Here is a 25,930-nt window from a genome sequence, read left to right on the forward strand (position 1 = left end):
CTTGGGTGAAGATGGTTTGTTTGCAGGATAGCGCCGAATCTGGTTCGGTGTGGCGTCAATGCGTTTCCTTGCGGGTCTGTGATTCTGTCCCTCACGTGGTGTTGTCAGCAATTGCCGACTCCACTGAAACCGCAACCGCCACCGCGCTCGCGGTTCCACCGCTCGCAGTCGAGGTCGCTCCGCGACCTCATTTCCCACACGCCTCCCCAACCGACTCCTTCAACTCGCTTTCGCTCGTTTCAGTCGCCCCTCGCGCGTGCGCCACCAGGCCCTCGGATATGAAATCCTCGGGCCTGCTGGCGCACGCGCCGGAGAGTCTGTGAAAATTCGTACAATCCGAATTTGTTCGGTGGCGCGCGAAGGCGAACCTCTGGCGGAGGTTCGCCCGCGCGAGGGACGACCAAAACGAGCGAAAGCGAGTGCGGGAGTCGGTTGGGGAGGGTGTGGGTGAGTGTGGTAGCGGTTTGATTGGAGTCGTGACTTGCTTCTGGCAAACAGACGAAAAGGGAGATGTAGTGACGTAGTAGTTCGAGCTTGCTATCCCTGAAAAACATTCGAACCAGCAGTACGAATCACGACTTTGCGAGACAATTCAGCCGATGCCTGAACTACCCCACAGCATCCGTAACCACTCCCTGCGAATCGACAGCGCGGTCTGCCCGAACCGCAACCTCGACGAAACCCCGACAAAAACCAACGAAAGACCGTTTGCGCGACCGACCACAAAATACGGCTCACAGTTCGAACACGCCGACGAGTAGCCGACTCATTACTAAATAACCATTTCCCGTCTCGATTGAACATGGCTTCGCCGGGAACGGTACGGCTGTTGACCGCTCTTTGGGAGGGGTCGCTGGACGAGGTTCGACCGACGCTGGACGTGGATACGGGGGAAGTCACCTATCCCGACGCGACACAGCAGTTGGACGACCGCGACGGGGAGACGTTCGACGTGTTGGAAACACTGGCGGAACGCGACCTCCTCTACCGCGAATTTCAGGAAAAACAGTACATCTGCCCGCGCTGTGAGGCGAAGGGGATGCAGTACACCACAGCGTGTCCGACGTGCGAATCGCCGCAGACGATTCGCACCGAACGATACGTCCACTCCGACTGTGGCTACGACGGACTGCGCGAGCAGTTCGTCGGCGAGGATGGGGTGACCTGCCCAGAGTGTGAGACGACGGTGGAATCGCTCTCCCAACTCGAATCCGAAGCGGTTCACATCTGCGAGGACTGCGAAACGGCGTTCGAAAGACCCGCGCATCGACTTCGCTGTCGTGAATGCTTCCTCGTCTCACAACCACTCCAAACCATCGAGCGAATCCTGTATCGCTACTACATCAGCGAGGAGGGTGCGAACTGGGTGGAAAAGCAGTTGACCGCGCGACAACTGCTGGTCGAGATTCTGGAAACGCGAACGCTCGAAACGGAAATCGACACGACGGTCGAAAACCGCTCGGGGGAGACGGTTCCGGTGCACGTCTTCGCGCACGACGACCTGCTCGACGACCGCGTTATCGGCGCAATCCACGAGCGACCGGACGAAGCGGACGTTCGAGAACTACAATCCGTGGCGGCCGACGCGAACGCCCGCGCGACGCTCGTCACCACGTCCGGTGAAATCGTCGGCAACGAGGTCTCCGAGATGGTTGCCGAGGAAGGGGTGTCCGTCCTCCGACTGACGAGAAACGATACGCTCCGACGCGAGTACGAAATCGTGGAGGGGACAGAAGCACGCAACTCGTTCGTCGGACGAATCGCCAATATTTTCAAGCCTCAGCACGGATAATATTCTCCGTGGTTTCGAAGGCGCGTTTCGTGTGACATATCTCGACCTGCACCGACGGATTAGTGTTCGGTCAGCACATACCAGCGTTGCCGGATACGCGGACTTACGGTAACCATGCTCAACCGACTCAATCCCTTCAGCCGAAGTAACGCGAAGAAAAAATCGCAGACAGAGAGCGACCACAACATCGAGATTCGGTGTCCGGAGACGATGGAACTGCTGGCGACCGAGGAAACCGACCCCGACGAGTGGGATTCGGACGTGGACGACGGCGAGGGAATCGCGACCTACGACTGTTCGCACTGCGGCGGTCAGCATCGGTATCTCTGGGGGCCGCCGGTTCCGCTCATCCTCGACGAACAAACCGCCGACAGCGAACCAGTTCTGTTCGGCGACGAGTGAGTTTTCCGCCAACATCGGCGCACCGAGTGCTTATACCGACTCGTTCCTGAGATGATGTATGAACGGAGAGATGGAACGATGAGGGGGATGAGGTTCGGCGGCGGGCGGATTTTCCGTATCTTCGTGTTGTTGCTAATCCTCTCGCTCGGACGACGACTGTTCTTCGGCGACCGAGGCGGGCCGCTCGGTGGAACCGGCATCGACAGCGCGATTCTCGTCGGTGTCGGCGTCGGCGTCCTCGTCATCGGCGGCGTTCTCGCGTATCGAGCGGGCATGTTTTCCAGAAACGGGTCTTCGTCCGCAACGACCACAGAACCGCCCGAGGGAGGATACGTGTGTCGATACTGCGGGACGAATTTGGAGCGGTTCCGGAACCGGTGTCCGTACTGCGAGACGCGGAATCCGGTGACGAATCCGGACGAATAGCGGATAGGTTCTGTGATGGCGGATAGGTAACAGCAACGACGTGTGACTGCTGCGACTGTTCACTTCAACTATTAAGCTGATTGGGTTGCTATGACATACCGTGAAATCCGAGACGCTCTTTCGAGTACTCGTCGCTGGAGTGCTCACCGTTGCGCCGACGTTGTTGTTCCTCGGATTGTGGCGAGGGCTGATGGCCCTCCGTGACGACGACCTTGTCAATCGCACCATGAACGGCGAGTTCGGTTCGGTGCCGAACTCCTTGCTCCGTCCCGGCCTGCCCGGTTCTTCGAAAGCCAGTCGTGACCCACTGACCGCGAATCGCCCCGGTACCTCGCTTCGGTGTCGAACCTGTGACGCGGAAAACCCAAGCTACGCCGACTACTGCGGCAACTGTCTCGAAAGAATCAGATGACTGTTCGAGCGCTTAGTTCCCTTCGCGCTCGATTTGGGCTTCGTAGATCCGTCCTAACTGTCAGCGTCGCTGGAGAGGAATGAGTTCCGTCGCTATCGTAATTCGGCAAGCGAACTATCGTGGTGTCGCCTGAGGGAGACTATTTGCCTATTCGAATCTCAGATTCTCCTGTCTGACTGCGCTCGCTCGAATCACTATTCTTGTGCTACTCGATTCGTCGCTCTCTCCCGTGTTCTCGCCGTTCTTGCTCTCGCTCCGTCTCTCGTCCATCTACGACGCGAAAACCAGTCTCTTCGCGCGCGGAGAGTGCCCGCTGTGGGAAGGGAATCTCGATTCCGTCCCGCTCGTAGGCGGTTTTCACGTCGGCGACGACCGCGGTGATTGCGCGCCACTTCCGGCGACTGCTCGGTCGGTCTATCCAAAATCGGAGTTCGAGAAGGATGGCGGAGTCGCCGAACCCCGTCAAAACCGCGCGAGGCCGTGGAACTTCCAGAATGGCCGCAACGTCCGTCATCGTTCGCTCGGCGACCGAAATCGCCCGATAGGGGTCTGTCGAGTAGTCGATGCCGACTTCGACTTCGAGTCGAAGTCGGCCCTTTCGCCCGTAGTTCGTGATGGTGGAAGAGCCAACCACGTCGTTCGGGATGATGACGTACTCTCCCGAGAACGTCTCGATTCGCGTGGTAAACAGCGTGATGTCCGTGACGATTCCTTCGTCGTCCTCGTTTCCCTCGATTGGAATCCGTATCCAGTCGCCGATTTCGAACGGCCGCGAGAACATGAGCGTGAATCCGGCAATCAACGAACTCAAAGTTTCGTTCGCCGCCAAACCGATGATGATGCCGAGGAATCCGGCCCCGATGAGAAACGCTCGGACATCGACCCGCCACACGCCCAACAGGAGCAGTCCGGCGAGGAGGTAGACACAAACCTCCCCGACTCGGGCGATGACCTCCCCTTGGTGACCGGTTATCTGCTCGCTTTGCGTGATGAATCGGTCGATGACGCGGACGAACATCCCCGCGCCGACGTAGGCCGCCGCGAGGACGCCGAAGGTAATCGCCAGTCGGACGCCCGCCGAGGTGAGTTGTGAGAACAAATCGACTTGCGGGGCAGGTGCGGCGTCGTCCGTCCAGAGCGCGAGGGTGTACTGTCCGATGAAAATCGCGGCGAGTCCACTCGTGGTGAGCAAGAGAACGTCTACGAGACGGGGATTCATCCGACGCTTCAACCGCGGCGCGACTTTCCAGAGAATCCACGTGACGAAGACGAGAACCACGAGTAGAAACGTCGATAGCAGTACCCGAGCGTCGGGAACTGGGAGTTGCTGAATGACCGTGGAGAGGAACCGTAGCGAGTTCGGCATGTGAATCGACTTCCTGCGTGATGCGGTGTGTTTTGATGCTGTAGCGCTCAGGACGTGCTCTGTCTGCAATCGTCAGTCGTCGGAACGATGCACCCCTGCCACACCCTCTCTAGTCGGTATGGACGGCGATATGCTTTAGAATGTTGGAAAGTCTACAAAATTGAGACAGTATCATCGTGTTTTGAAAATCCAACTGGAACGTCGAAGCGACACTGTAGCCGTCAGTTTTCCCGCAGTCGGACGTTCCAATCGTCGGCTTCCCGTAGATACGTTGGCACTGCGGTGGAATCGACCGTTTCGTGGAGGTAAATCGTCCCGTCATCGACCGCGCCGCGTCCGAGGTCGGTGAACAGTCGCTCCAACCCGTTGCGCCAGCCCTCGTCGACTAACTGCCGCCAACAGGCTTCGAAAGCGTCCTCTTCGCTCGCAGTCGGCCCGCCGCTTTCGCGGGCCAGTTCGAGACAGCAATCGGGACAACTGCGAACCGACACTGGTTCCTTGAGCGCGTGGACGTGCCCGTCGAAGGTGACGACCGGCGTTTTCTCGTTCATCGCGCCGTGTCGCTCACAAACCGCGTCTTCGGTGTCGGTGCCGATGTAGATGGGGCGTCGGTTCTGTGGCATGGTCGGAAATGAGAACTAACCAACAACCGATTCGGCTATCAAACTACCGGCGATGGGGACGGGTCGAGAATCGCGGGGGTATCACCAGCCAACCTTGCATCTGAAAGCACCGAAAGTAAATACATAATTCGGCGGCAAATAGTTATTTCCTACCGGTGACGGAACGAACAGTTATGAGTAACACCGACCTCAAGCAGGCGGTGCTCGACTCGAACCCGAGTGACTGGCAGACGGACGGTGCACCCGATTCGTTCACCTATCCGACCCGTGGCATCACGGTGGAACGAATCGGCGAGTGGTCGCCCGCGCCCGCCCCGTGGAACGACAGGTCTTCGGGTGACATCCTCCGACGGGCGAAATATCGACTGTTTCACGACGACGCTCCGTTCGACCAAATCGACCTCCTCGACCTCGGCGATGGGACACTGCTTCCGATGCCGGACTACGGCCCACCCGCCGACAATCCGGACGTTATGCCCGACGAGTTCGTCCTCTCCGTGAATCAGTACGAGGCGGCACTCGGGACAGTCGTGTCTACCAGCGACTTCGACGCTGCGCGCGAACAGGTCGGAATCGAAGTTCGTGACGAAACGTTCCGGGCCTGATTGTGGATTTGGTTTTCGACGGAGAACGAACACACGTCCGAACAGGCGTTTTGCGCCTGTTCGGACGTTCTCGTCGCCAGTAGGGTGTCGTCACTGTGACAACAGAGAAATAATTATAAAATCCCAACTATTTGACTCCACTGTTTCTCCCACTGTCATTTCTCAGCAACCTCATCTGTCCGTCTTTTTCGCCACCATCGCAGTCTGGGTCATTTCCGACTTCCTCATCGGTTTTCGACACGACCCGGATTCAGACAGCATCCAAGACCACGGTTCAAAGTGGATTCTCGCGGGTGCAACTGTCGTTGGAATCGTGTTCGCAAGCCTCGCGGTGGAACTCGTTCCAACCGCTCGCATGCCGTATCCACACCTCGTGTTCTGGCTCGGAATCACCACCGTTCTACTCGGGGTTGCGATTCGGCGCTACGCCGTGTGGACGCTCGGACGATATTTTTCGATTACTGTGACGGTCAAGTCCACGGACGACGTAGTCGATGTCGGGCCGTATCGGTGGGTACGCCATCCATCCTACACGGGTGGACTGCTGTCGCTGGTCGGTCTGGGTATCGCGGTAGGAAACTGGCTGAGTTTTCTCATCATCCTGCTGGCCGGTATCGTGGGCTACGGCTACCGGATTTCCGTCGAAGAGCGCGCGCTCCGAGGGGAACTCGGCAACGACTATCGCGAGTACGCCACAGAAACGCCGTATCGACTCGTGCCAAAAATTTGGTGATTGCTACTCAGTCTTCGGTCTGGTCGCGCAGTTCGGTTCGACGAATCTTCCCGGTGACCGTTTTCGGTAGTTCGTCCACGAACTCGACTTCGCGGGGATATTCGTGGGCGGACAACTCTTCTTTGACGTGGGTTTTGATGTCTTCGGCGAGGTCGGAACTCGCTTCCGCGCTCTCGCTCAGAACGACGTAAGCTTTCACGATGTTGCCACGTTCCCGGTGAGATTTCGGCACGACGGCGGATTCCGCGACGGCGGGGTGTTCACCGAGCGAACTCTCGACCTCGAACGGGCCGATTCGGTAGCCAGCACTGATGATAACGTCGTCCGCGCGCCCTTCGAACCAGAAGTAGCCGTCTTCGTCCAGATGACCCAAATCGCCCGAGAGGTACCAATCGTTCACGAAGCAGGAGTCGGTCTTTTCTGGTTTTTGCCAGTATTCCGCGAAGAAGCAGGGATAGTCGCCTCGTTGGGCGATTTCGCCCGTCTCGCCCGGTTCTAACTGTTCGCCGGTTTCCGGGTCAACCACCGCGGCCTCGATGCCCGGCAGTGGTTTGCCCATGCTTCCGGGGCGAATCTCCATCGTCGGGTAGTTGTTGATTATCATGTTGCCGGTCTCGGTTTGGCCGTAGGTGTCGTGGATGGTGACGCCGAGGGTGTCTTCGCCCCACTCCACCACGCCTGCCGAAAGCGGTTCGCCGATGGAAAGCGCGTGTCGCAGGTCGAGATTCGCATCTTCCAGTACGTGCTCGTTTTCGCGGAGCATCCGGTAAGCCGTCGGAACGCTGAACAGGACGGAAATGGGAAATTCGGCGAGCAAATCGGCCCACGTTTCGGGGTCGAACTCGCCTTCGTAGGTGAACAGACTCGTCCCCCAGAACCACGCTCCGAGGGTGTTGATTGGCCCGGTCAGCCATCCGAGGTCACCAGTTGACCAGTACAAATCGCCGGGTTGCAAATCCACCGCGAATCTTTGGGTCGCGGCGACGCCAGCGACCCAGCGATGTTTGTGCAGGACGCCTTTTGCCAGTCCAGTCGTTCCGCTGGTGTAGTACAGTAGGGCGTTGTCTTCGCCGCTCGTTTCCGCCGTTTCGAACTCCGTACTCGCCTCCTCCATCGCGGCGTGATAGCTAACGTCGCCCTGTTTGATTCCCGTTCCGTCGCCGGACGAAGTCCGGCTGGCTGTCGAGTCGTTCTCGACAACGTCGTCGCTGACCACGATGACGTGTTCGACCGAGGGTGCATCTGCCAGCGCATCTTCGACCGTTCCGCGGTTTTTCGGCGTGGTGACGACGACCTTCGCATCGCAGTCGTCCAGTCGGTACGCGATTCCGTCCGGTCCGAATCGCTCGTTCACGCCGCCCCAAACGCCGCCCGCTTTGAGCGTCCCGATGAGTGCGACGTAATGTTCCGGAATCCGCGGCATGTAGGAGAACACGCGGTCGCCTGAGTCTACGAGGTCGGAAAGAACGTTCGCAAACTGATTCGACTGTTCTGAGAGTTCCCAGAACGTGAGTGTCTCGCGTTCGCCGTTCGTCCCGGCGTAGTAGAGCGCGACTTTTCCCCGGTCGTCTGCATGTCGGTCACAAACTTCGTGTGCGATGTTCAGGTTCTCCGGTGCGTCCCAGTCCGCGTCGCCGAAAATTTCGTCCCAATCGAACGTTTCGCGTTTTTCATCGTAGTCGTGTAGATTGTGAACAGACATCACTCACACCATCGGCGAGGACGAATAAAATCGTTATCACAGGTGAGTTATATATCTCTCCGATTTCGGTTCGGTTGTATTTTGTCGGGTTCGAAGTATCGAATATCTACACTCGAAAACAGTGGTCACTCTGGGTCATTTGCTGTCGGTAGTACCGATTATACAGCGATGCAGTTGCCAGTCGGCTCAGAACCGGTCGTGTTCCTACTTCGAATCGGGTTTTTAGTTGGAACTTCGTCGCGCAGACGCGACGAAGTTCCAGCGCCCTTCCCGGGAGAGCGTATCGAGAACCGGGTCGAACTCCGTCTTCGGAATCTCGCGATACTTCTCCCGGCCGACAGCAGTTCGAAGCCGAACGAGATACGTGTCGCCGTCGGGGTCGTACACCGAAAGCGTTCGTTTCGACCGCGAATCGGCCAGTTCCGAGGCGAGTGTGACAGTGTCGAGTCGTCGGAGGCGGTCACCGAGTTGCCAACTCAGTCGGCATCCGTATCGGTGAACCGGTGGAGTCGTCCCGCCAGTCGAAGGTTGCGAATCCGTCCCGGTTTTCAACGACTCTGTTTGACACTCCCCATGGCTTACCATGACACATTCAACATCGACCCGGTACTTAAATCATGTCGGTTTCTCTCTCGTGTTCTCAGATTGGCACGAATACGGCAACGAACGCGATGAACTGAGAATTGTATAATCCAACTACAATAAAATAGACCGAAATTGGCTGTCGATGCAGGCGGCACGACCGTCGCTCGCTTCGGCCTGTTTTCCGCTCAGTTCGATCGCTTCGCTCGCCGTTCGCTTAGCTTGTTGTCTCCGTCGTCGTTTCCGTGGTCGTCGTTTCTTCGCCGCCGGCGTCGACCGTAGTGAGGAGGTCGAACGACAGGTTTTGGTCGTCGGTTTCTAGCAAGCCGATGGCGAACGCCGACACGGCCATGCCACCCTCAAGCATCACGTCGAAGGTCGCGACGGCGTCGTTCTCCCCGGCAGGTCGAACCTCGATGGTGTACGGCCCGGCAGGCACTTCGACGTAGTCGCTGGCGTTCCCGAATTCGAGACCTTCGACGAGTACGTCACCGTCCGCTGCAATATCGACTGCTGGTGCATCTGGCGAGAGGTGAACTGCTCGCAGGCGAACCTGATCTCCTGTCGGTGGTTCGTTTTGGTCTTGGAACAGGAACGCCTGCGCATCGTCGGGCGTTCCGCCCGCGGCCACCGTGTAGGCGGTGCCCGCTTCGAGGGTCGCTTGCTGTTCGATAATCGCATTTCCTTGTCCCTCGCCCGTAGGCGCGACTGCGAAGGTGTACTCGCCGGGTTGGAGTTCGAGGTAATCGCTCACGTCCGTGTAGGCGACGTCCTGTAGCACGCGATCTCCGTCCACGAACACGTCCACGTTCGGTGCGCCCGGAATTGCGTGAACGATTCGCACTCGGGCGGCCTCCCTATCGCCACCACCTCCCTCTGTCGTGGTCGTGTCTTGTGCGCTCGAAACCCCGCCGAGAACTGCTACTCCACTCGCACCGACGAGTCGAAGCACTTGTCGTCGTGTCTGTCTCATTTTCATTCCCCCCGACAGCTTATGGACTGGTTAGTTGAAAAGAATTTCCCCCAACGAGTTCGATGGCGAGTTAGACGGCCTCGACGAACACGTCGATTGGTTTCCCCGACGACCGAACCACGAGTCTTGCGCCGTCGAACGCGCCGTTCGTTTCGGTGTAGGACACCGACTCGACGCCGCCGGCGATTCGGCCGAAGGTCAGTTTCGGCCGGAGAGCGTAGGGTTTGTCGAACCGAATCCGGACGTTCCCGGATTCGTCTGCCGTGAGTCCGCGATGTACGTCGAACGCCGGGACGTGATTGCGGACGAACGAAGTCGGGTTTTCGATTTTCCACGCAGTGCTCCCGTTCGCCCAATTTCCGCTGTAGCAGTTATCGCCGCCACCTCCTGCCTCGACGATTGCGAGGCCGCCGCCGCTCTGGTGGATTCTGTTGTCACAGATCACGTTCTTTTTCGTTCGGAGCAAAACCCCTTGGAAGTAGCCGTCCGCTTTTCCGTACTCTCGAACGCGGTTGTCGGCTATCTCGTGATACGTTCTATTTCCACCGCGGGAAACGATTCCCGACCGGTGGGTTCCTCGGATGTGATTGTTTTCGACGCCGACGAACGTCGCACCGTCGAGCAAGATTCCGGCCCGTCCGGCGTTGAAAACCGTGTTTCGAGCGACGACACCGTCGTTCGCGCCGACGATTCGAATCCCGTCGCTTCCGGTGTCGCGGAGGGTGTTTCCGGTGACGACGAAATCCGAGATTCCGCGTTCGACGTTGACGCCTGCGCCGCCGTAATCGTACAGGTCGTTGTTGACCACCGTGATACTGCTTGCCTGCTCGATATTCAGTGAGACTCCGGCAAAGTCGTCGGTTCTGGTTTCTTTTTCCTTGACGCTCACGTTGCCGTCGATTCGGACGTTTCGCGCCCTGCCGTCGAATCCGATGTGACAGAAGGATTTGTGAGCGCCGAATCCGACGTTGTTCGAGATGAGGATGTACCCCCCGGCTTGTAGGTCGTTGCCGCCGATTCCGGTCAGACTCCCCTCGCTGTTGTTCCCCAGTACGTTCCCCACGATGGCGACGTTTCTCGCTTGGGTATGGTCGTACTCTCGCCACACGTCACAGGAAATCGACCGGTCGAGACCGTCGGTGACGACGTTGCCCGAGACGACGACCTGCGCGCCGCCGACCTGAATCCCCCGGTCGCCGATGTCGTGGATTCGGTTGCCGAGAATGCGGACGTTTCTGGCGTCACCTTCCACGCTGATTCCGCTACCACCCGTGTTGTGCTCGTGATACGGATGGGTTCGCGTCAGGTAGTTTCCGGACAGGGTGACGTTTTCTGCGTCCTGCACGACGATTCCGTGACATCGCTTCGCGTTCTTCTTCTGATTTTCGGGATTGCCGTCGAAGCCCACGCCGCGAATGGTGACGTTCTCGCAGTGGTCGTTGTGGCCGATTCGAAACCCGCCGACGTTCGCCCCGTTTTCGGGTTTGATAAGTGTCGGAATATCCGGCCCGATGACGGTGACGCCGTCCACGTCGATGTCGAGCCAGCGCGTCGTTCGGTAGGGGGCGTTTTCGCCCGTGATGACGACCGTTTCGCCTCCTGAAAGCTCGGCAAACGTGGATTCGAGTGCCGACGCCGTCGAGACGACGGCGTCGGCGAGACGGCCCGTTTGCGTGTTTCCTTCGGCACCTCGGAAAACGTCCCGCCCCGCGAACGCCATCGCGAGTCCGGCGGTTCCCCGCAGTAGCCCTCGCCGTGGTATCTCTCCCATTCCATCCGAGTGACGACGGGGAGCAAGCAGTGTTTTGCGGCCAACCGACAGTGGTCGTGGACTGGACACTACCTGTCTTTTTTGACACTATCCCGCACGTTCAAGTCACTGGTCTTCATCAGGGATGATACCACACCGAACGCTCGACTGTCGATTACGGAAGTGACTCTATGGCCGAACTTCTCGAACATTACCGTCCAACGGACGATACGCGCACTCCCGGCGTCTACCGCGTCGTCGGAGCACCGAACGAAATAACGCTTCTCCGTGTTACCGACGGTGACGGAAGACGGGTCGCAACCGGGGAACTACACCACGTTTCTCCGCACACCCTCGACGCCGAGTTCGTGCGTGCAGACAATCCCGATTCGGGTTTTACTCCGATTGCCGGTATTCGAAATATGTTTACCGGACTATACTGGTCAGTCCGTCGATTTTTCTGATATAGACGAAGCCATTCGGCCTCATCCACTGCGCCGATTTCGACTGTGTTCCCCGAACTCTTCACTCCCCCATCTCGGTCAGTTCGTCCGGCATCGGCACGATACCGAGTTGCTGGAGCATTCCAAGCATGTCCCAGTTCGCCCACGTTTCTTTGATGACGCCATCCTCGACGCGGTGCATCGCGAGGCCGGTGATTTCGAACGTCTCTCCCGTCGGCTCGTGACCCATGAACTCCCCTTCGTGGGTACCGCTTTCCCGTCCGCGGAAGACGACCAAATCTCCTTCCGCGATCATCTCCTCGATGTGGATTTCGCCGTTCGGAAACGCCTGCTGAAGCATCGAAATCATTCCCTTGAACTCGTCGGCTTCCTGCACGCCGCCCGGCGCATCCGGGTCGTAGCGCACGTACTCCGGCGCGAGTAGTTCGTCGGCGACCGATTCGTCTCCTTCGTCGACGAACTCCTTGATGAATCTGCGAACGACTGCCTTGTTGTCCTCCGTTTGTCCCATCTTTGTCCCCCAGTTTCAAGACGACTTCCGAGTACAAAGATATTGTCTGGTTATCACGTTTCACGGTGCGTGTTGCTTACGGAACGTATCTTCGACACGTCACCGGACGCTGTGCATCAACTGAAGGAGTTCCCGCCGATACGCGTCGCTGTCCCGGTTCAGAACCGTCTGCAGTAGCTGGTTCGTCGGGCGAACCCCTGTCGTGAGGAGGAGCGACCCGCCTGAACGCGACACGTCGAAATAGAGCACCGTCTTCACCCGGTCGTCTCGACCAATTCCAGGGAATCGATCGATATTCGGGGGCGGCGTCTCGGTGTACCGGCCGATACTGTAGTAGGCGTCGTATTCGGCGGTCGCTTGCTCCCTCGTCGTTTCTCGCTCCGCGGTGTTTCGCTCGCGCAACCGCGAAAATCCTCGGTTTCGCGCCGTTCGTTCGAACCGGCGCTTGGCGAGTCCCTCGACCAGCGAAGGTTGCGCGAACGCCGATAGCGGCGATTCGAACGTGATGCGGGTCGCGATGAACGCGCCGACGATGCCGTCGAAGTCCCGCCGGAGACGCTCGTTGAGCGTCTCCGTGAGCCGGGTGTCCTTGTAAATCAGCGTCGTCGCGTAGGCGTCACCCAAATCGACTCCGCGGACACGGAGCTGTATCCGGTTCGTTTCTCGCGTTTCGACTTCCCAATATTGAATAAGAGGGGTGGTAACTCGCGGGTTTCTGTAGTATCCATCGTCCCGTTGTGCGTGCACGATACCGCTCCTGACGGCGACTGCTCCCCCCAACCGCTCGATGAATGTCCTTCTATCCACGGGAGATGCTCGCTTCACACCTGCATATTCCTCACGGCCTTGACGACTTGTTCGTCTGAATCCGTATCGACCGACGAATACCTATCCTTTTGTGACAAAAACATCATGGTCATCACTGGCGTAGCCGTGTAATTGCAGGGGTGGGAACGAATGTCAATGGACGCGGTCGTATACCAAGGACCGCACGACGTAGAAGTGGAATCGGTCGATGAACCCGAACTCGAACACCCGAACGACGTAGTAATCGAAATCACGACCTCGGCAATCTGTGGCTCCGACCTTCACATGTACGAGGGTCGAACCGACGCAGACCCCGGAATCGTCTTCGGCCACGAGAACATGGGAATCGTACAGGAAGTCGGAGACGGCGTGGAGACGCTGGAGGAAGGCGACAGAATCGTTCTTCCGTTCAACGTCGCCTGTGGATTCTGTAAGAACTGCGAAAACGGCTATACGGGGTTCTGTACCAACGTGAATCCCGGATTTGCAGGCGGTGCGTATGGATACGTCGCGATGGGGCCGTACAAGGGCGGCCAAGCCGAAAAACTGCGGGTACCGTTTGCGGACTTCAACGCGCTGAAACTGCCAGAGGGTGACGAACACGAGGATTCGTTCATTCTCCTCGCGGATATCTTCCCGACGGGATGGCACGGGACGGAGCTAGCAAACCTCCAACCCGGCGAATCGGTCGCCATCTTCGGCGCGGGGCCGGTCGGTCTGATGGCCGCCTACAGCGCGAAAATCAAGGGAGCCTCGGAAATCTACGTGGTCGATAGGGTGCCGAGTAGGTTGGAACTCGCGGAACAGCACTGTGACGCGAAGGCTATCAACTTCGAGGAGAGCGACCCGGTCGAACAAATCAAGGACGCCCACGGCGGCGGTGTGGACAAAGGTGTCGACGCAGTCGGCTACCAAGCCATCGATCCGGATACTGACCCGGGCGACGAAGCATACGACCCGGCGCGAGAGAACCCGGCGGTAGTGCTCAACCAACTGATTCAGACCGTTCGACCGACCGGACAGTTGGGTGTTCCCGGACTGTACGTGCCGTCCGACCCCGGTGCGCCGGACGAGATGGCCGCACAGGGTCGCCTCGGCATCGACTTCGGGAAGTTCTTCGAAAAAGGACTGAAGGTCGGAACCGGACAGTGCAACGTCAAGGAGTACAACCGCGAACTTCGTGACCTGATAATCGAGGGGCGTGCCGACCCGAGTTTCGTCGTCTCACACCGCGTGGGACTCGACGAAGCCCCCGAGATGTACGAGCGATTCGACAACCGCGAGAAGGGCGTGACGAAGGTTCTGCTCGAACCCTGAGCAGGAAATCCCGTTTTTTCGGTGAGGCAAGCAATGCAGTCTTCTGCCGACACAACGCTGATACCGATTACCCGCATCCATTCTTGCATGGTACATTCCCGCACAGTCGAGTTGGAAGGACACATCATCGACTCCGGCATGATGCAGCGATGTTTCGGTGTGGTGATGGATTTGGACGGGGAGTTCGAAGTCGAGGAGTTTCGCGTCGGCAAACACAAAGACGAGGAATCCTACGCCAGAATGTCCGTCTCGGCGGAGGACGAGGAGACGGTTCGCGCGATTCTACACGAACTGCACCAGAACGGCGCGCACGTGCCGAATCCCTCCGACGCGGAACTGAAACCGGCCCCGGAAAATCAAGTCGTCCCGCACGGCTTTTACTCCACGACGAATCACCCGACGCAGGTTCGGTACGAGGGGGAGTGGATTCCCGTCGAGAACATCGAGATGGACTGTGCAATCGTCATCGACCCCGACGAGTCACGAGCAACGACGAAGGTTCTGAATGCCATCGAGGAGGGTGACCTCGTCGTGACGGACGAATCCGGCGTTCGCGTTGACCCGCCAGAACGTCCTCGCGGCGGGGGTGGCCCGTTCGGATTCATGCAGGGCGGCGTGTCGAGCGAACGCCCGTCCGAATCGCTCATCCGCGAAATCGGGGAAACCATCGCGGAGACGAAAGAAGAGGGCGGAACAGTGCTCGCCGTGGTCGGCCCAGCGCTCATCCACTCCGGCGCGGGCGACGACCTCGCGCGCCTCCTCCGCGAGGGCTACATCGACATGCTCAGCGCGGGCAACGGATTCGCGGTTCACGACATCGAGCGCGGTCGGTACGGCACTTCGCTGGGGATGAACATCGAGACGCTGGAACACCCGCGAAAGGGACACAAACACCACATCTACACCATCAGCGAGGTAATCCGAGCGGGCGGTATCGCAGAAGCGGTCGAAGACGGACTCATCGAAGAGGGTGTGATGTACGAGTGCGTGGAAAACGACGTGCCATACGTCCTCGCGGGGTCGATTCGTGACGACGGCCCACTGCCGGACACCATTACGGACGCGGTAGAAGCACAAAACGCCATTCGGGAACAGGCCCACGAGGCCGACCTCGTGTTGATGCTATCGACGCTCCTGCACTCGGTTGCAGTGGGTAACTGCCTGCCATCGACCACGCGCGTCGTTTGCGTGGACATCAATCCCGCGACGGTCACCCAACTGCTCGACCGTGGGAGCGCGCAGGCTATCGGGATGGTTACGGACGTTGGAACGTTCGTGCCGACGCTCGCTGAAACCGTCCTGGGGCGCGCATCGTCCGACTGACGACGCCCCCACGTGATCCAAATATTAACAGAATCCACACATACCAATCTGCGTTAACGAAAGTCTATTTTTGATCCTCCTCTTGTATCTCACAACCATGTCCGAACCTTCTCCGCCGGACAATACGACTACCAGTTCACTCAAGAGCACGGAATCGGCCGAAGAAGCCGCCTTTTTCAAAAGTATTGTCAAGGATTCGCTCGACGGAGTAATCACAATAGCCGAGGACGCGACCATCGTCTTTGCGAACGAAGCAGTGGCGTCTCTCTTCGGATACAGTGTAGACGACCTTCTCGGGAATTCGATACATATGCTTTTTCCGGAACGAGATTGCGAAGTCTCCGACTTCTACCAGTATACGGACGACCTGGAATCGACGGGAGAATGCACGAACATCGAGCGAGTCGGACGACACCGAACCGGTGACGAACTTCTGCTCTCCTTTCGTCTTCACAAACACACCTATCGCGGACAGTGTTTGTTCACCGTGAGTCTCCGGGACGTTTCCGAACAGCAACAACAACAACACGAACTCGAAGCGGCAACCGAAAAGTATCGAACGCTCGTCGAAACCGCGCCGGACGCCATTTTTGTAGCCGATGCGAAAACAGGTGTAATACAGGAGACTAACCAAGCGGCGGCTGAGTTGCTCGAACGACCGGTAGACGAGATAGAAGGAATGCATCAGACGGAGTTACACCCATCCGAGGAAGCCGAGCGTTACGAGCGGCTGTTCCAAGGACATCAGGAACGTGGTGGTCTGTTCAGAGAGAATCAGGATCTGACGGTGATGACCGCGAACGGAAACCGGGTTCCTGTCGCAATAAACTCAAAGGTAACCGAATTACGCGGCCGACCGGTCATTCAAGGTACCTTTCGCGACATCAGTGAGAGGAAACATCGTGAATATGCGCTCAATGCGTTACATGAGACGACACAGCGAATGTCCGAGACTGCATCATCTCAGATTATTTGCACTCACGCGGTGACGACTGCGGCCGAGGTTCTCGATTTCCCGATTAGTGGAATTCATTTTGAATCGGAGGATGGAGAATCACTTGAACCCGTCGCAACGACCGACGAGGTTGCCGGTGCACTCGGTGGGTCGGTTCCGACGTTCACGCCCGAAGACCCGTTCGTCTGGGATGTCTTCGAGACGGGCGAACCGTCTGTCATCCCCGACTTGCAAGCGACAGAGGAAGGGGCGGCCCGAGATACGCCGATTCGAAGCAGTATCATCGTCCCGCTCGGTGAATACGGTGTGTTCATTACGTCATCGGAGTCGGTTCGTGATTTCGACCAAATCGATTTCGACTTGGTACGAGTGCTGGCCGCAAACACGGAGGCCGCTTTGACGCGAGCAGAGCGCGAACGCGCGATTGCTCGTCAGCGTGACGAGTTGACAACCTTAAACCGAATCAATGCCATCGTCAGAGACATCAATCAGGCCTTAGTTGCATCCCCGACCCGCGACGAGATCGAGCAAACGGTATGCGAGCGATTCGCAGTGTCAAACGTCTACCATGGGGCGCTCGTCGGAACCTTGTCCACGGCGGAGCAGGGACTCTCCGTCCAAACCGCGGCCGGAATCGACGAAACGTATCTCGAAACCGTCGCCAAAGAGAGCACCGAAACTGAATCCGGTGCCGCAGCGACGGCGATACGAACCGGCACGGTTCAAGTCATCGAAGACGTTCAGACTGATCCGGCGTTTCCGGCATCGATAAAAACGGCGGCGTGGGCACGAAACTACCGTTCTGCCGCCTGTATTCCGTTTGGACACGGGGAAACTATGTATGGTGTTTTGGTCGTGTATGCGGCTCGACCAACGGTCATCGGGGAGCGTGAACAGGCCGTATTCGCCGAACTGGGCGAGATGATCGGTCACGCGATAAACGCCGCAGAGAGCAAACAGCTTCTCTACAGCGACCGTATCCTTGAACTCGAATTCTCACTCTCCGGAACGGATTCCTTTTTTGTTACCACATCTGCGGAGCTTGAATGTTCCTTCACGCTCAATGGTGTGGTACCAGCATCGAACGATACCTACATATTCTACGTGACGAGTTCCGGAGTGGCACCGAAAGACGTCATCGAGCGAGCAAAAGCGTCGCCCAGCATCGAGTATGTTCGGCAGATTCAGAGCGGAGACATCGACAACACGTTCGAAATGAAGATTCGGGGAACGAAAACCACCGCGCAAGCACTCATCGAACGCGGTGCGTACGTCCGCAGCGGGTCAATTACTCAGGGCGAGGGAACGCTCATCGCTGAAGTTCCAGCGAACACCGAAATTCGTCCGCTCGTCGAAGCGGTTCAGGCTGTGCATCCGAGCGCCGCACTTCTCGCGAAACGAAATCGGGAGCACCCACTCCACCCAGAACCTGACCTCCATGACGAGTTGGAGTCGATGTTGACTGCACGACAGTTTGAGATACTACTGTCTGCATATCTTGCAGGATACTTCGACTATCCGCGGGCGAGTACAGGTGCGGAACTTGCCGAAACGCTCGACATATCTTCGCCAACGTTTCATCAACACTTGCAGGCTGCACAGCAGAAGGTGCTCACTCTCTTGTTCAGCAACCACAACGAGGTAGACTGACCTGTCTCGTATTCGGTCTCGGCGATGATACCTCAATAGTGAGGCAGAGGACTCGTAGCCCGAGACTTGTTTCTTCGGGTAATGAACGATTCCGAGAAACGACTCGACAACATCGAAACGGTGCGGAACCATCCCGAGGAAGCATACGAGCCGACATTGTCGTCCGAAACTATCGCACGGGTTCTGAAGAATCAACGGCGGGAAACTATCTGCCGCGTTCTCGCGAACGGTTCCAACGTCACGACGCTGGATGAACTCGTTGACACGCTTGTGGAACTGGAAGCGAACGCGACAGAGGCGGAAATCGAACCCGACCGTGAATCCTTATCCATCCAACTCCACCACGTCCACCTCCCGCTGTTGGAGGATATTGGCCTCATCGCGTACGAAAACCGGTGTGGAACCGTTCGTTACTGGGGACATTCGAAGATAGAGAAGCATCTCGACTAACTCTCATCTCTCTTCTAAACACGCTGAAAAGCGTAAACTGCCCTAAATACAGCAAAACAGTAACATCCACCGACCGCCTCGTTGAACAAGAAACTGGACGACTTTTTTTTTCTGCTGTGATCGTACCACTCGGGGTTTTCATCGTATTTTTGCTAACGGTTATTGACTTCGTCGCTGGAATGTACGATTATATGCTATTTAGGTTGCCCTAAAAATCGCAGGTTTTACATGGGTTTAGGCGAGCCTAAAACCTGTAATGCGCCGATGTACGCCACGAAATGGCCGAATAGCTACATCTCTCCTGCTCGATTCGACCGGGGGGATTCGATGACCGGGAGCGAAAGTGAGAATGCGCGCTTGCTGAGACAGCAAGCGCGCCGTGAATCGAACGCACGGACGTACCCTCGTCACCTCCCGATTACTATCGAGCGAGCGAGCGGCGTCGAAGTCGAGGACGTGGATGGGAACGTCTACTACGACTGTCTGGCGGGTGCGGGAACACTCGCGCTCGGCCACAATCATCCCGTCGTCGTGCAGGCCATCGAGGACGTGCTGGACGCGGAGCGACCACTACACACCCTCGACATCACGACGCCGACGAAAGAGCGGTTCGTCGATACCCTCTTCGACAGCCTTCCGGACGAGTTTTCGGACTCGGCGCGGGTGCAGTTCTGTAGCCCCGCCGGAACCGACGCAATCGAGGCGGCGCTGAAACTCGTCAAAACCGCCACCGGAAATCGCTCCATGCTCGCGTTTCAGGGCGGCTATCACGGGATGACTCACGGTGCACTCGGACTGATGGGTAACACCGCCCCGAAAGAATCCGTTCCGGGAACGATGCCCGACGTGCATCATCTCCCGTATCCCTCGGATTATCGCTGTCCGTTCGGTATCGGCGGCGAATCCGGCCACGAAACCGCGAGTCGGTACGTCGAACACGTCCTTTCCGACCCAGAAAGCGGTATCGTCTCCCCGGCCGGAATGGTGCTCGAACTCGTGCAGGGCGAGGGCGGCGCGATTCCCGCCCCCGACGACTGGACGCGGGAAATCCGGCGAATGACCCGCGAACGCGACATTCCGCTCGTGGTAGACGAAATCCAGACCGGACTCGGCCGCACGGGCGAACTCTACGCCTTCGAACACGCCGACATCGTGCCGGACGTGATAACGCTCTCGAAAGCGGTCGGCGGCGGCCTCCCGCTTTCAGTCGTCGTCTACAAAGAGGAGTTGGACGTGTGGGAACCGGGTGCCCACGCCGGAACCTTCCGCGGCGACCAGTTGGCGATGGCCGCAGGGCAAGCGACTATCCAGCACGTCCTCGAAAACGACCTCGACTCCCACGCCGAGAGAATGGGCGACAGACTTAGGGGTCACCTCGAAGACGCCCAAGCAACGTTCGACTGCATCGGCGACGTTCGCGGACGCGGCTTGATGCTCGGCGCGGAAATCGTCGACACCGCCGCAGAGACGGACGACCTCGGACACTATCCGACACATTCGGACCTCGCCTCGGAAATCCGCGCCGAATGTTTCGACCGCGGCCTCATCGTGGAACTGGGCGGGCGCGACAGCAGTACGGTTCGATTCCTGCCGCCGCTCATCGTCACGAAGGACGACGTGGACGCAATCGCCGAACGATTCTACGACGCGGTCGGCATCGCGGTTCGCCGGGAGGTGACCGCCGCATGAACAAACCGCCCGAAGAGCGTCCTGCGTCTTCGGCGAAATCATCCGCGGAATCGACCGATTCCGCGGACGGAGAGGATTCTTCGGACAGCATGCCGTCCGAAGAATCCCTGTTTTTAGGCAGCGAGAAGGGCGCAGAGACGTATCGAACGACGATGGAGCAGACGACGGACGCGATTCTCGATGCGTTCGTGGAAAACGCAGACCCCTACTCGGGTACCAGTCCCGAATCGCTCCGCGAGGAGTTCGCCGAGATGGAGATGATTCCGGACTCCGGCGAGGGGTTGGAGTCGGCGCTCGAATCCGCCGAACCCGTTCTCCGAAATTCAGTCGGCGTTTCGGACAGACAGTGTCTCGCGCACCTGCATTGCCCCCCGATGATTTCCGGCCTTGCCGCGGAGGCGATGCTGTCCGCGACGAATCAGTCCATGGACTCGTGGGACCAGAGTCCGGCGGCGACACACCTCGAAACTCGGATGGTGGAGGAACTCTGCGACCTGTTCGGCTACGGTGATTCCGGCGACGGCGTGTTCACCTCCGGCGGCACGCAGTCGAACTTCATGGGCCTGCTGTTGGCCCGCGAACGGTTTGCCAAGGAGCGATTCGGCACCAACGTCCAGCGGTCGGGACTGCCCCACCGTGCGAAAGCCATGCGAATCCTCTGTTCGGAGGAAGCGCACTTCACCGCGGAACAGGCGGCTGCCCACCTCGGACTGGGCGAAAACGCGGTCGTCACCGTCGAATCGAACGACGACCGAGAGATGTGTCCCGACGCGCTCGACCAGACGTTGGCCGAACTGGACGAGCGCGAACTGCTCCCGTTCGCGCTCGTCGGCACGGCGGGGACCACCGACTTCGGAAGCATCGACCCGCTCGACGAACTCGCCGAGCGCGCCGAGGAACACGACCTGTGGTTCCACGTCGATGCGGCCTACGGCGGTGCGCTGGCGCTGTCTGACCGCCATCGAGATCTGCTTTCGGGCATCGACCGAGCGGATTCCCTGTCGGTGGATTTCCACAAGTTGTTCTACCAGCCGATTAGTTGTGGCGCGTTCCTCCTGCGCGATGGGTCGCAGTACGAACACATCGCGCGAAACGCCTCGTACCTCAATCCGGAAGGCGCCTCCGTGCCGAACCTCGTCGCCAAATCGGCGCAGACGACGCGGCGGTTCGACGCGCTGAAACCGTTCCTCTCCTTCCGCGCGCTCGGTCGGGACGGATTCGGGATGCTGGTCGATGAGACGATTGCCCTCGCGGAGGAGGTTGCGGAACTGCTCGCTTCCGGTTCCTCCTTCGAGTTGGTCGCAGAACCGACCATCAACGCGGTCGTGTTCCGCTATCGACCTACCAGCGACATGGCCGACGAGCGACTGAGTTGGCTGAACGAGGCGATACGCGAATCACTGCTGCGAGAGGGTGACGCCGTGGTTGCCCGAACCGAGGTGGACGGCGTTACCGCGCTGAAGTTCACCCTGCTCAATCCTCGAACGACGCTAACCGATGTCGCCGACATCCTCGACGCAATCGAACGACGCGGCAGTTCCCTTCGCGCTGTTTCCCCGGAGGTGAAACGATGACGGCACCGGAGACTGCCCGACTGGACTCGGGCATCGAATCGGCGGACGCCGCGGCGTCCGCCGAATCTGCGACGATTCACGCCTTCCTCAACTGCTATCTGCGGGAAACCGGCGCGTACGACGTGGTTTCCGACGACTCCGCGGCGGCCGACGAGACGATTCAATTCGAACTTCCGATTCTGGGAATCGGCGTGCGAGCGCCGCTGTCGTACCGCTCGCCGACAGGGAGACATCTGTTCGACCTGCCGATTCAGTTTCGAGCGAGTGAGGGCTGGCGTGACCTCGACTACGCGACCCTGTCGAGTCTCGTCATCAAAGAGTTGTCCCTCGCAAGAGGCGGCGACCACGTCGGCGACGAACTGCTCTCCCGCGTGCTGTCGAGCAAGGCCCGAATCGAGCGGTTTGTTCGCGCTCGCGCGGACGACTGCGACCGACTGTACGGAACCGACTTCGAATTTAGAGACGCCGAGCAGTCGTTGATTTTCGGCCACCTGCTCCATCCGACGCCGAAAAGCCGTGAGGGTATCGCGGAACGAAACGCCCCCACCTATGCCCCGGAACTGCGGGGAGAATTTTCGCTCCACTACTTCCGGGCCGACCCCGAAATCGTGGCGCAGGATTCAGCAGGCGACGAACCCGCCGACGAGTGGGTGAAAGCCGAACTGCGGAACGATTCCGAGGTTTCGGAATCGTTCCGCGAGGAACACGTCGAAAGCGACGACGTGCTGATTCCGGTGCATCCGTGGCAGGCGAACCACCTGCTTTCCCAATCGCACGTCGAATCCCTGCTGGCGGATGGCAGGCTTCAGTATCTCGGCGCGCACAGCAAGCCGTACTACCCCACGTCGTCGGTTCGAACGCTCTATAGCCCGAAATCGTCGTTTATGGTGAAAGGCTCGCTCGCGGTAAACATCACTAACTCCGAGCGGACGAACAAACGGCCCGAACTGGAACGCGGTGTGGCCATCACCGAACTGATGGACACCGAACTCGGGTCGGAACTCGAAACCCGGTTCCCGAACTTCGGCGTGGTTCGCGACCCAGCGTATCTCACCGTCGATGTCGGAACGGAGTCGGCACCGGAATCCGGATTCGAGGTCGTCCTGCGCGAAAACCCATTCCGGGGCGAGGACGCGAACGGTGCCTCGCCGGTCGTCGGGCTGTGCCAAGACCACATGTTCGACGGCGATTCGCGCCTCGGGAACGTGGTCTCGGAAATCGCCAACAGGGAAGGAAGAACCACTGCTGACGTGAGCGAAGACTGGTTCCGGCAGTATCTCGCCATCTCGCTCAGGCCGGTGGTGTGGCTCTACCTGAACTACGGAATCGGGCTGGAAGCGCACCAGCAAAACAGCGTTTTGACGCTCCGAGACGGCTATCCCGGTCGATTCCACTACCGGGACAATCAGGGCTACTACTTCACGGAATCCGGAAATCAGAAAGTCGATGCTCTGCTCCCAGGTGTTGCAGAACGCGCCGATACGCTGGTTTCCGACGAGTTGGCGGACGAACGAATCCGATATTACGTCGTCCTGAACAACGTGCTCGGCGTAATCAACGCCTTCGGCACGGCGGGACTCGTGGACGAGTCCCGCCTGCTGTCGATTCTGCGGGAGGAACTCGAATCGCTGACCGAACACGACCACGAGGCGTCTTCTCTGCTTTCGAGTCTGCTCACGCAAAGAGAGTTGGCCTGCAAGGCAAACCTACTGACGCGCTTCCGCGGCATGGACGAACTGACCGGAACGCTCGAAAACCAGTCCGTCTACACCGAGGTTCCGAACCCAATCGTTACTGAACTGGAGGAAAGCAAATGACCGGCCCCACCGGAATCGTGGCGTCGGATTACGACTTCCAGACGCACGATTCGGCCATCGAGAAGACGATTTCGTTCCGCAAAGTGGCGATGGAGTGTGACCTCGGTCGCCTCCATCGCTGGCTAAACGAACCTCACGTCTTGCCCTACTGGCAGTGGAACGACCCGCTTCCCGAGTTCCGAAAAAAGCTCGCGGAAAAGCTGGACGATGACCACATGACGCCTTACATCGGTCATATCGACCACGTTCCGATGAGTTACTGGGAATCCTATTGGGCAGTGGACGACGACCTCGCGGAGCACTACGACGCGAATCCGGCGGACCAAGGGATTCACCTGCTCATCGGCGTGTCCGAGTTTTTAGGCCACGGCTACGCAGAGCCACTACTTCGGGCGATGACCGCCTTCCAGTTCCGCCACGACGAAACCGACCGAGTCGTGACCGAACCCGACGTTCGAAACGAGAAAGTCATCCACGTCTTCGAGAAGTGTGGGTTCGAACCACAGCGCGAAATCGAACTGGACGAAAAAGACGCTCTCTTGATGATTTGTGAACGCGAGCGATTCGAACAGGAGGTGCTGGGTTGATGACGGCGACCAATGAGATGGCGACGAACGAGGAGGGCGACGAGGGCGTGTACGACGTGCTCGGAATCGGGCTCGGTCCGTTCAACCTCAGCCTCTCCGCTCTGCTTTCTCCTACCGATTTGGAGTCGGTGTTCTTAGAACAGAAACCCGAGTTCGAGTGGCACGGCGGCATGCTCATCGAGGACGCGACCCTCGAAGTGCCGTTCATGGCCGACCTCGTCACACTCGCCGACCCGACCAGCGAGTACAGCTATCTGAACTACCTGCGTCAGCACGACCGTCTCTACGAGTTTTACTTCTACGAGACGTTTCAGGTACCGCGCCGGGAGTACGACGAGTACTGTCGCTGGACTGCCGAGGAGTTGGACAACACTCGATTCAATCGACGCGTGACGAACGTGACCTACGACGAATCGGCAGCGGAGTTCCACGTCACTGCTCGGAATCCCGAAAACGGAAACGCGGGCGAGACGGGCGAAGTGGGCGAGCCAATCGAATACCGCGCGAAGGACATCGTCGTCGGCGTCGGAAGCGTTCCGTTCGTTCCGGAATCGCTTCGCGGCCACTCCGACGAGGACGTGTTCCACTCGGCGTCCTATCTGAATCGGCGGGAACGCTGTTTGGACGCCGATTCGATTACGGTCGTCGGGTCGGGCCAGAGTGCCGCGGAAATCTTTCTCGACCTGCTTCGCCATCAGCAGGAGGCCGACTTCCGCCTCGACTGGTTCACGCGCTCCGAGGGCTTCTTCCCGATGGAATATTCGAAACTGGGGCTTCAGCACTTCACGCCGGAGTACACCCAGTACTTCCACGACCTGCCACAGAAGACGAAAGACGACCTCCTGCCGGAACAGGGCTTGTTGTACAAAGGCATCGACGAGAACACCAGCGAGGAGATTTACGACCTGCTCTACGAGCGGTCTGTCGGCGGCGACGACCCGAACGTCGGCATGCTTGCCACGACGGAAGTGCAGGACATCGAGCAGTCAGGCGATAGCTATCGCCTGACCTGCGAGCAGTGGCAGGCGGGCGAACGCTTCGCCCACGACAGCGAGGTTGTGATTCTGGGGACGGGTTACCACCGACCGACGCCCTCGTTCCTCGCCGGAGTCGAGGAGCGAATCGACCGAGACGCGAAGGGTCGCCTTCGCGTCGAATCCGACTTCGAAGTCGGATTCGACGCGCCGAGCAGGATGTTCGTCCAGAACGCGGGGATGCACGCCCACGGCGTCGGCACCCCTGACCTCGGACTCGGCTGTTATCGAAACGCACAGATCATCGAATCGCTCGCCGGGGAGGAAGTGTACCCCGTCGATGAAGACACCGTCTTCCAGGATTTCTCGGTCGAGCGATTCGTCTCGAAATCACCGAACAGCGAGCGATTGCACAGCAAACAGACACCACTACAGGAGGATTAACG

General features: G+C 58.7%; 26 protein-coding genes. 18 read left to right on the top strand and 8 right to left on the bottom strand.

Translation table 11 applies throughout. The features are described from left to right. Positions 1–95: 95 nt before the first annotated feature. The 6 genes from BW974_RS24540 to BW974_RS02840 all read left to right on the top strand — a co-directional run bounded on the left by BW974_RS24540 (position 96) and on the right by BW974_RS02840 (position 3,032). Positions 96–323 carry a hypothetical protein gene (locus BW974_RS24540; protein ID WP_139328808.1) on the top strand — a complete coding sequence of 76 codons (228 nt, stop codon included), beginning with the start codon at positions 96–98 and terminating at the stop codon, positions 321–323. A 276-nt stretch (positions 324–599) separates the two neighbouring features. Next, the gene (locus BW974_RS25330) at positions 600–761 is read left to right on the top strand and encodes a hypothetical protein (RefSeq protein ID WP_175609615.1); all 162 of its coding nucleotides are present in this window, start codon (positions 600–602) and stop codon (positions 759–761) included. Between the two features lie 41 nt (positions 762–802). Continuing rightward, positions 803–1,792 (top strand): TackOD1 domain-containing metal-binding protein, encoded by a 990-nt coding sequence (locus tag BW974_RS02825; RefSeq protein ID WP_076427785.1) that lies wholly within the window; start codon positions 803–805, stop codon positions 1,790–1,792. A 114-nt stretch (positions 1,793–1,906) separates the two neighbouring features. Then, positions 1,907–2,194, top strand: a complete 288-nt coding sequence (locus tag BW974_RS02830; protein ID WP_076427787.1) for a hypothetical protein — start codon at positions 1,907–1,909, stop codon at positions 2,192–2,194. A 78-nt stretch (positions 2,195–2,272) separates the two neighbouring features. Continuing rightward, a complete protein-coding gene (locus BW974_RS02835; RefSeq protein WP_245799882.1) occupies positions 2,273–2,620 on the top strand; it encodes a hypothetical protein in 348 nt (115 codons plus the stop codon). 100 nt (positions 2,621–2,720) lie between these two features. After that, a complete protein-coding gene (locus BW974_RS02840) occupies positions 2,721–3,032 on the top strand; it encodes a hypothetical protein (protein ID WP_076427791.1) in 312 nt (103 codons plus the stop codon). 205 nt (positions 3,033–3,237) lie between these two features. Here the strand turns inward: BW974_RS02840 and BW974_RS02845 are convergent, their stop codons facing one another. Together BW974_RS02845 and BW974_RS02850 are read right to left on the bottom strand one after the other, a co-directional pair. Then, a complete protein-coding gene (locus tag BW974_RS02845) occupies positions 3,238–4,398 on the bottom strand; it encodes a mechanosensitive ion channel family protein (RefSeq protein WP_076427793.1) in 1,161 nt (386 codons plus the stop codon). 221 nt (positions 4,399–4,619) lie between these two features. Continuing rightward, positions 4,620–5,021, bottom strand: a complete 402-nt coding sequence (locus BW974_RS02850) for a hypothetical protein (RefSeq protein ID WP_076427794.1) — start codon at positions 5,019–5,021, stop codon at positions 4,620–4,622. 173 nt (positions 5,022–5,194) lie between these two features. Between BW974_RS02850 and BW974_RS02855 the strand changes: the two genes are divergently transcribed. Next, positions 5,195–5,626: a hypothetical protein gene (locus tag BW974_RS02855; protein ID WP_076427796.1), complete on the top strand. Its 432-nt coding sequence runs from the start codon at positions 5,195–5,197 to the stop codon at positions 5,624–5,626. Between the two features lie 313 nt (positions 5,627–5,939). Continuing rightward, positions 5,940–6,359, top strand: coding sequence for a methyltransferase family protein (locus tag BW974_RS02860; protein WP_217694299.1), 420 nt, complete (start codon positions 5,940–5,942; stop codon positions 6,357–6,359). Positions 6,360–6,366: 7 nt separating this feature from the next. Here BW974_RS02860 and BW974_RS02865 read toward each other — a convergent pair whose 3' ends face one another. From BW974_RS02865 to BW974_RS02880, 4 genes are all read right to left on the bottom strand, one after another. Continuing rightward, positions 6,367–8,061 (bottom strand): acetate--CoA ligase, encoded by a 1,695-nt coding sequence (locus BW974_RS02865; RefSeq protein WP_084186186.1) that lies wholly within the window; start codon positions 8,059–8,061, stop codon positions 6,367–6,369. A 222-nt stretch (positions 8,062–8,283) separates the two neighbouring features. Further along, a complete protein-coding gene (locus BW974_RS02870) occupies positions 8,284–8,646 on the bottom strand; it encodes a hypothetical protein (RefSeq protein ID WP_076427800.1) in 363 nt (120 codons plus the stop codon). Positions 8,647–8,860: 214 nt separating this feature from the next. Continuing rightward, positions 8,861–9,616: a DUF4397 domain-containing protein gene (locus tag BW974_RS02875; RefSeq protein ID WP_084186242.1), complete on the bottom strand. Its 756-nt coding sequence runs from the start codon at positions 9,614–9,616 to the stop codon at positions 8,861–8,863. Positions 9,617–9,686: 70 nt separating this feature from the next. Beyond that, positions 9,687–11,387, bottom strand: coding sequence for a right-handed parallel beta-helix repeat-containing protein (locus tag BW974_RS02880; RefSeq protein WP_076427804.1), 1,701 nt, complete (start codon positions 11,385–11,387; stop codon positions 9,687–9,689). 170 nt (positions 11,388–11,557) lie between these two features. On the opposite strand from BW974_RS02880, the gene BW974_RS02885 reads away from it, so the two are divergent. After that, positions 11,558–11,830, top strand: coding sequence for a hypothetical protein (locus BW974_RS02885; RefSeq protein ID WP_076427806.1), 273 nt, complete (start codon positions 11,558–11,560; stop codon positions 11,828–11,830). Between the two features lie 61 nt (positions 11,831–11,891). Here BW974_RS02885 and BW974_RS02890 read toward each other — a convergent pair whose 3' ends face one another. Continuing rightward, the gene (locus BW974_RS02890) at positions 11,892–12,341 is read right to left on the bottom strand and encodes an ester cyclase (protein WP_076427808.1); all 450 of its coding nucleotides are present in this window, start codon (positions 12,339–12,341) and stop codon (positions 11,892–11,894) included. A gap of 99 nt (positions 12,342–12,440) precedes the next feature. Further along, the gene (locus tag BW974_RS02895) at positions 12,441–13,148 is read right to left on the bottom strand and encodes a hypothetical protein (protein ID WP_139328809.1); all 708 of its coding nucleotides are present in this window, start codon (positions 13,146–13,148) and stop codon (positions 12,441–12,443) included. Between the two features lie 156 nt (positions 13,149–13,304). Between BW974_RS02895 and BW974_RS02900 the strand changes: the two genes are divergently transcribed. The 9 genes from BW974_RS02900 to BW974_RS02940 all read left to right on the top strand — a co-directional run bounded on the left by BW974_RS02900 (position 13,305) and on the right by BW974_RS02940 (position 25,928). Further along, positions 13,305–14,465, top strand: coding sequence for a glutathione-independent formaldehyde dehydrogenase (locus tag BW974_RS02900; protein WP_076427812.1), 1,161 nt, complete (start codon positions 13,305–13,307; stop codon positions 14,463–14,465). A gap of 87 nt (positions 14,466–14,552) precedes the next feature. Next, positions 14,553–15,788: an ornithine cyclodeaminase, nickel-pincer nucleotide-dependent gene (locus BW974_RS02905; RefSeq protein WP_076427814.1), complete on the top strand. Its 1,236-nt coding sequence runs from the start codon at positions 14,553–14,555 to the stop codon at positions 15,786–15,788. A 97-nt stretch (positions 15,789–15,885) separates the two neighbouring features. Then, positions 15,886–18,393: a PAS domain S-box protein gene (locus BW974_RS02910; protein ID WP_076427815.1), complete on the top strand. Its 2,508-nt coding sequence runs from the start codon at positions 15,886–15,888 to the stop codon at positions 18,391–18,393. Between the two features lie 81 nt (positions 18,394–18,474). Beyond that, positions 18,475–18,843 carry a DUF7344 domain-containing protein gene (locus tag BW974_RS02915; protein ID WP_076427817.1) on the top strand — a complete coding sequence of 123 codons (369 nt, stop codon included), beginning with the start codon at positions 18,475–18,477 and terminating at the stop codon, positions 18,841–18,843. Positions 18,844–19,170: 327 nt separating this feature from the next. Beyond that, positions 19,171–20,532 carry a diaminobutyrate--2-oxoglutarate transaminase gene (locus BW974_RS02920; RefSeq protein ID WP_076430209.1) on the top strand — a complete coding sequence of 454 codons (1,362 nt, stop codon included), beginning with the start codon at positions 19,171–19,173 and terminating at the stop codon, positions 20,530–20,532. Between the two features lie 89 nt (positions 20,533–20,621). Continuing rightward, entirely contained in the window at positions 20,622–22,106 is a 1,485-nt protein-coding gene (locus BW974_RS02925) for a pyridoxal phosphate-dependent decarboxylase family protein (protein WP_076430210.1), read from the top strand. After that, positions 22,103–23,923, top strand: coding sequence for an IucA/IucC family protein (locus BW974_RS02930; protein ID WP_076427819.1), 1,821 nt, complete (start codon positions 22,103–22,105; stop codon positions 23,921–23,923). The genes BW974_RS02925 and BW974_RS02930 overlap by 4 nt, the downstream gene beginning before the upstream one ends. Continuing rightward, positions 23,920–24,510 carry a GNAT family N-acetyltransferase gene (locus BW974_RS02935; RefSeq protein WP_076427821.1) on the top strand — a complete coding sequence of 197 codons (591 nt, stop codon included), beginning with the start codon at positions 23,920–23,922 and terminating at the stop codon, positions 24,508–24,510. The genes BW974_RS02930 and BW974_RS02935 overlap by 4 nt, the downstream gene beginning before the upstream one ends. Beyond that, the gene (locus BW974_RS02940) at positions 24,510–25,928 is read left to right on the top strand and encodes a lysine N(6)-hydroxylase/L-ornithine N(5)-oxygenase family protein (protein ID WP_245799883.1); all 1,419 of its coding nucleotides are present in this window, start codon (positions 24,510–24,512) and stop codon (positions 25,926–25,928) included. The genes BW974_RS02935 and BW974_RS02940 overlap by 1 nt, the downstream gene beginning before the upstream one ends. The last annotated feature ends 2 nt before the right edge of the window (positions 25,929–25,930 follow it).

Origin of the sequence: Haladaptatus litoreus (genome assembly GCF_900156425.1) — an archaeon.
GTDB lineage: Archaea > Halobacteriota > Halobacteria > Halobacteriales > Haladaptataceae > Haladaptatus > Haladaptatus litoreus.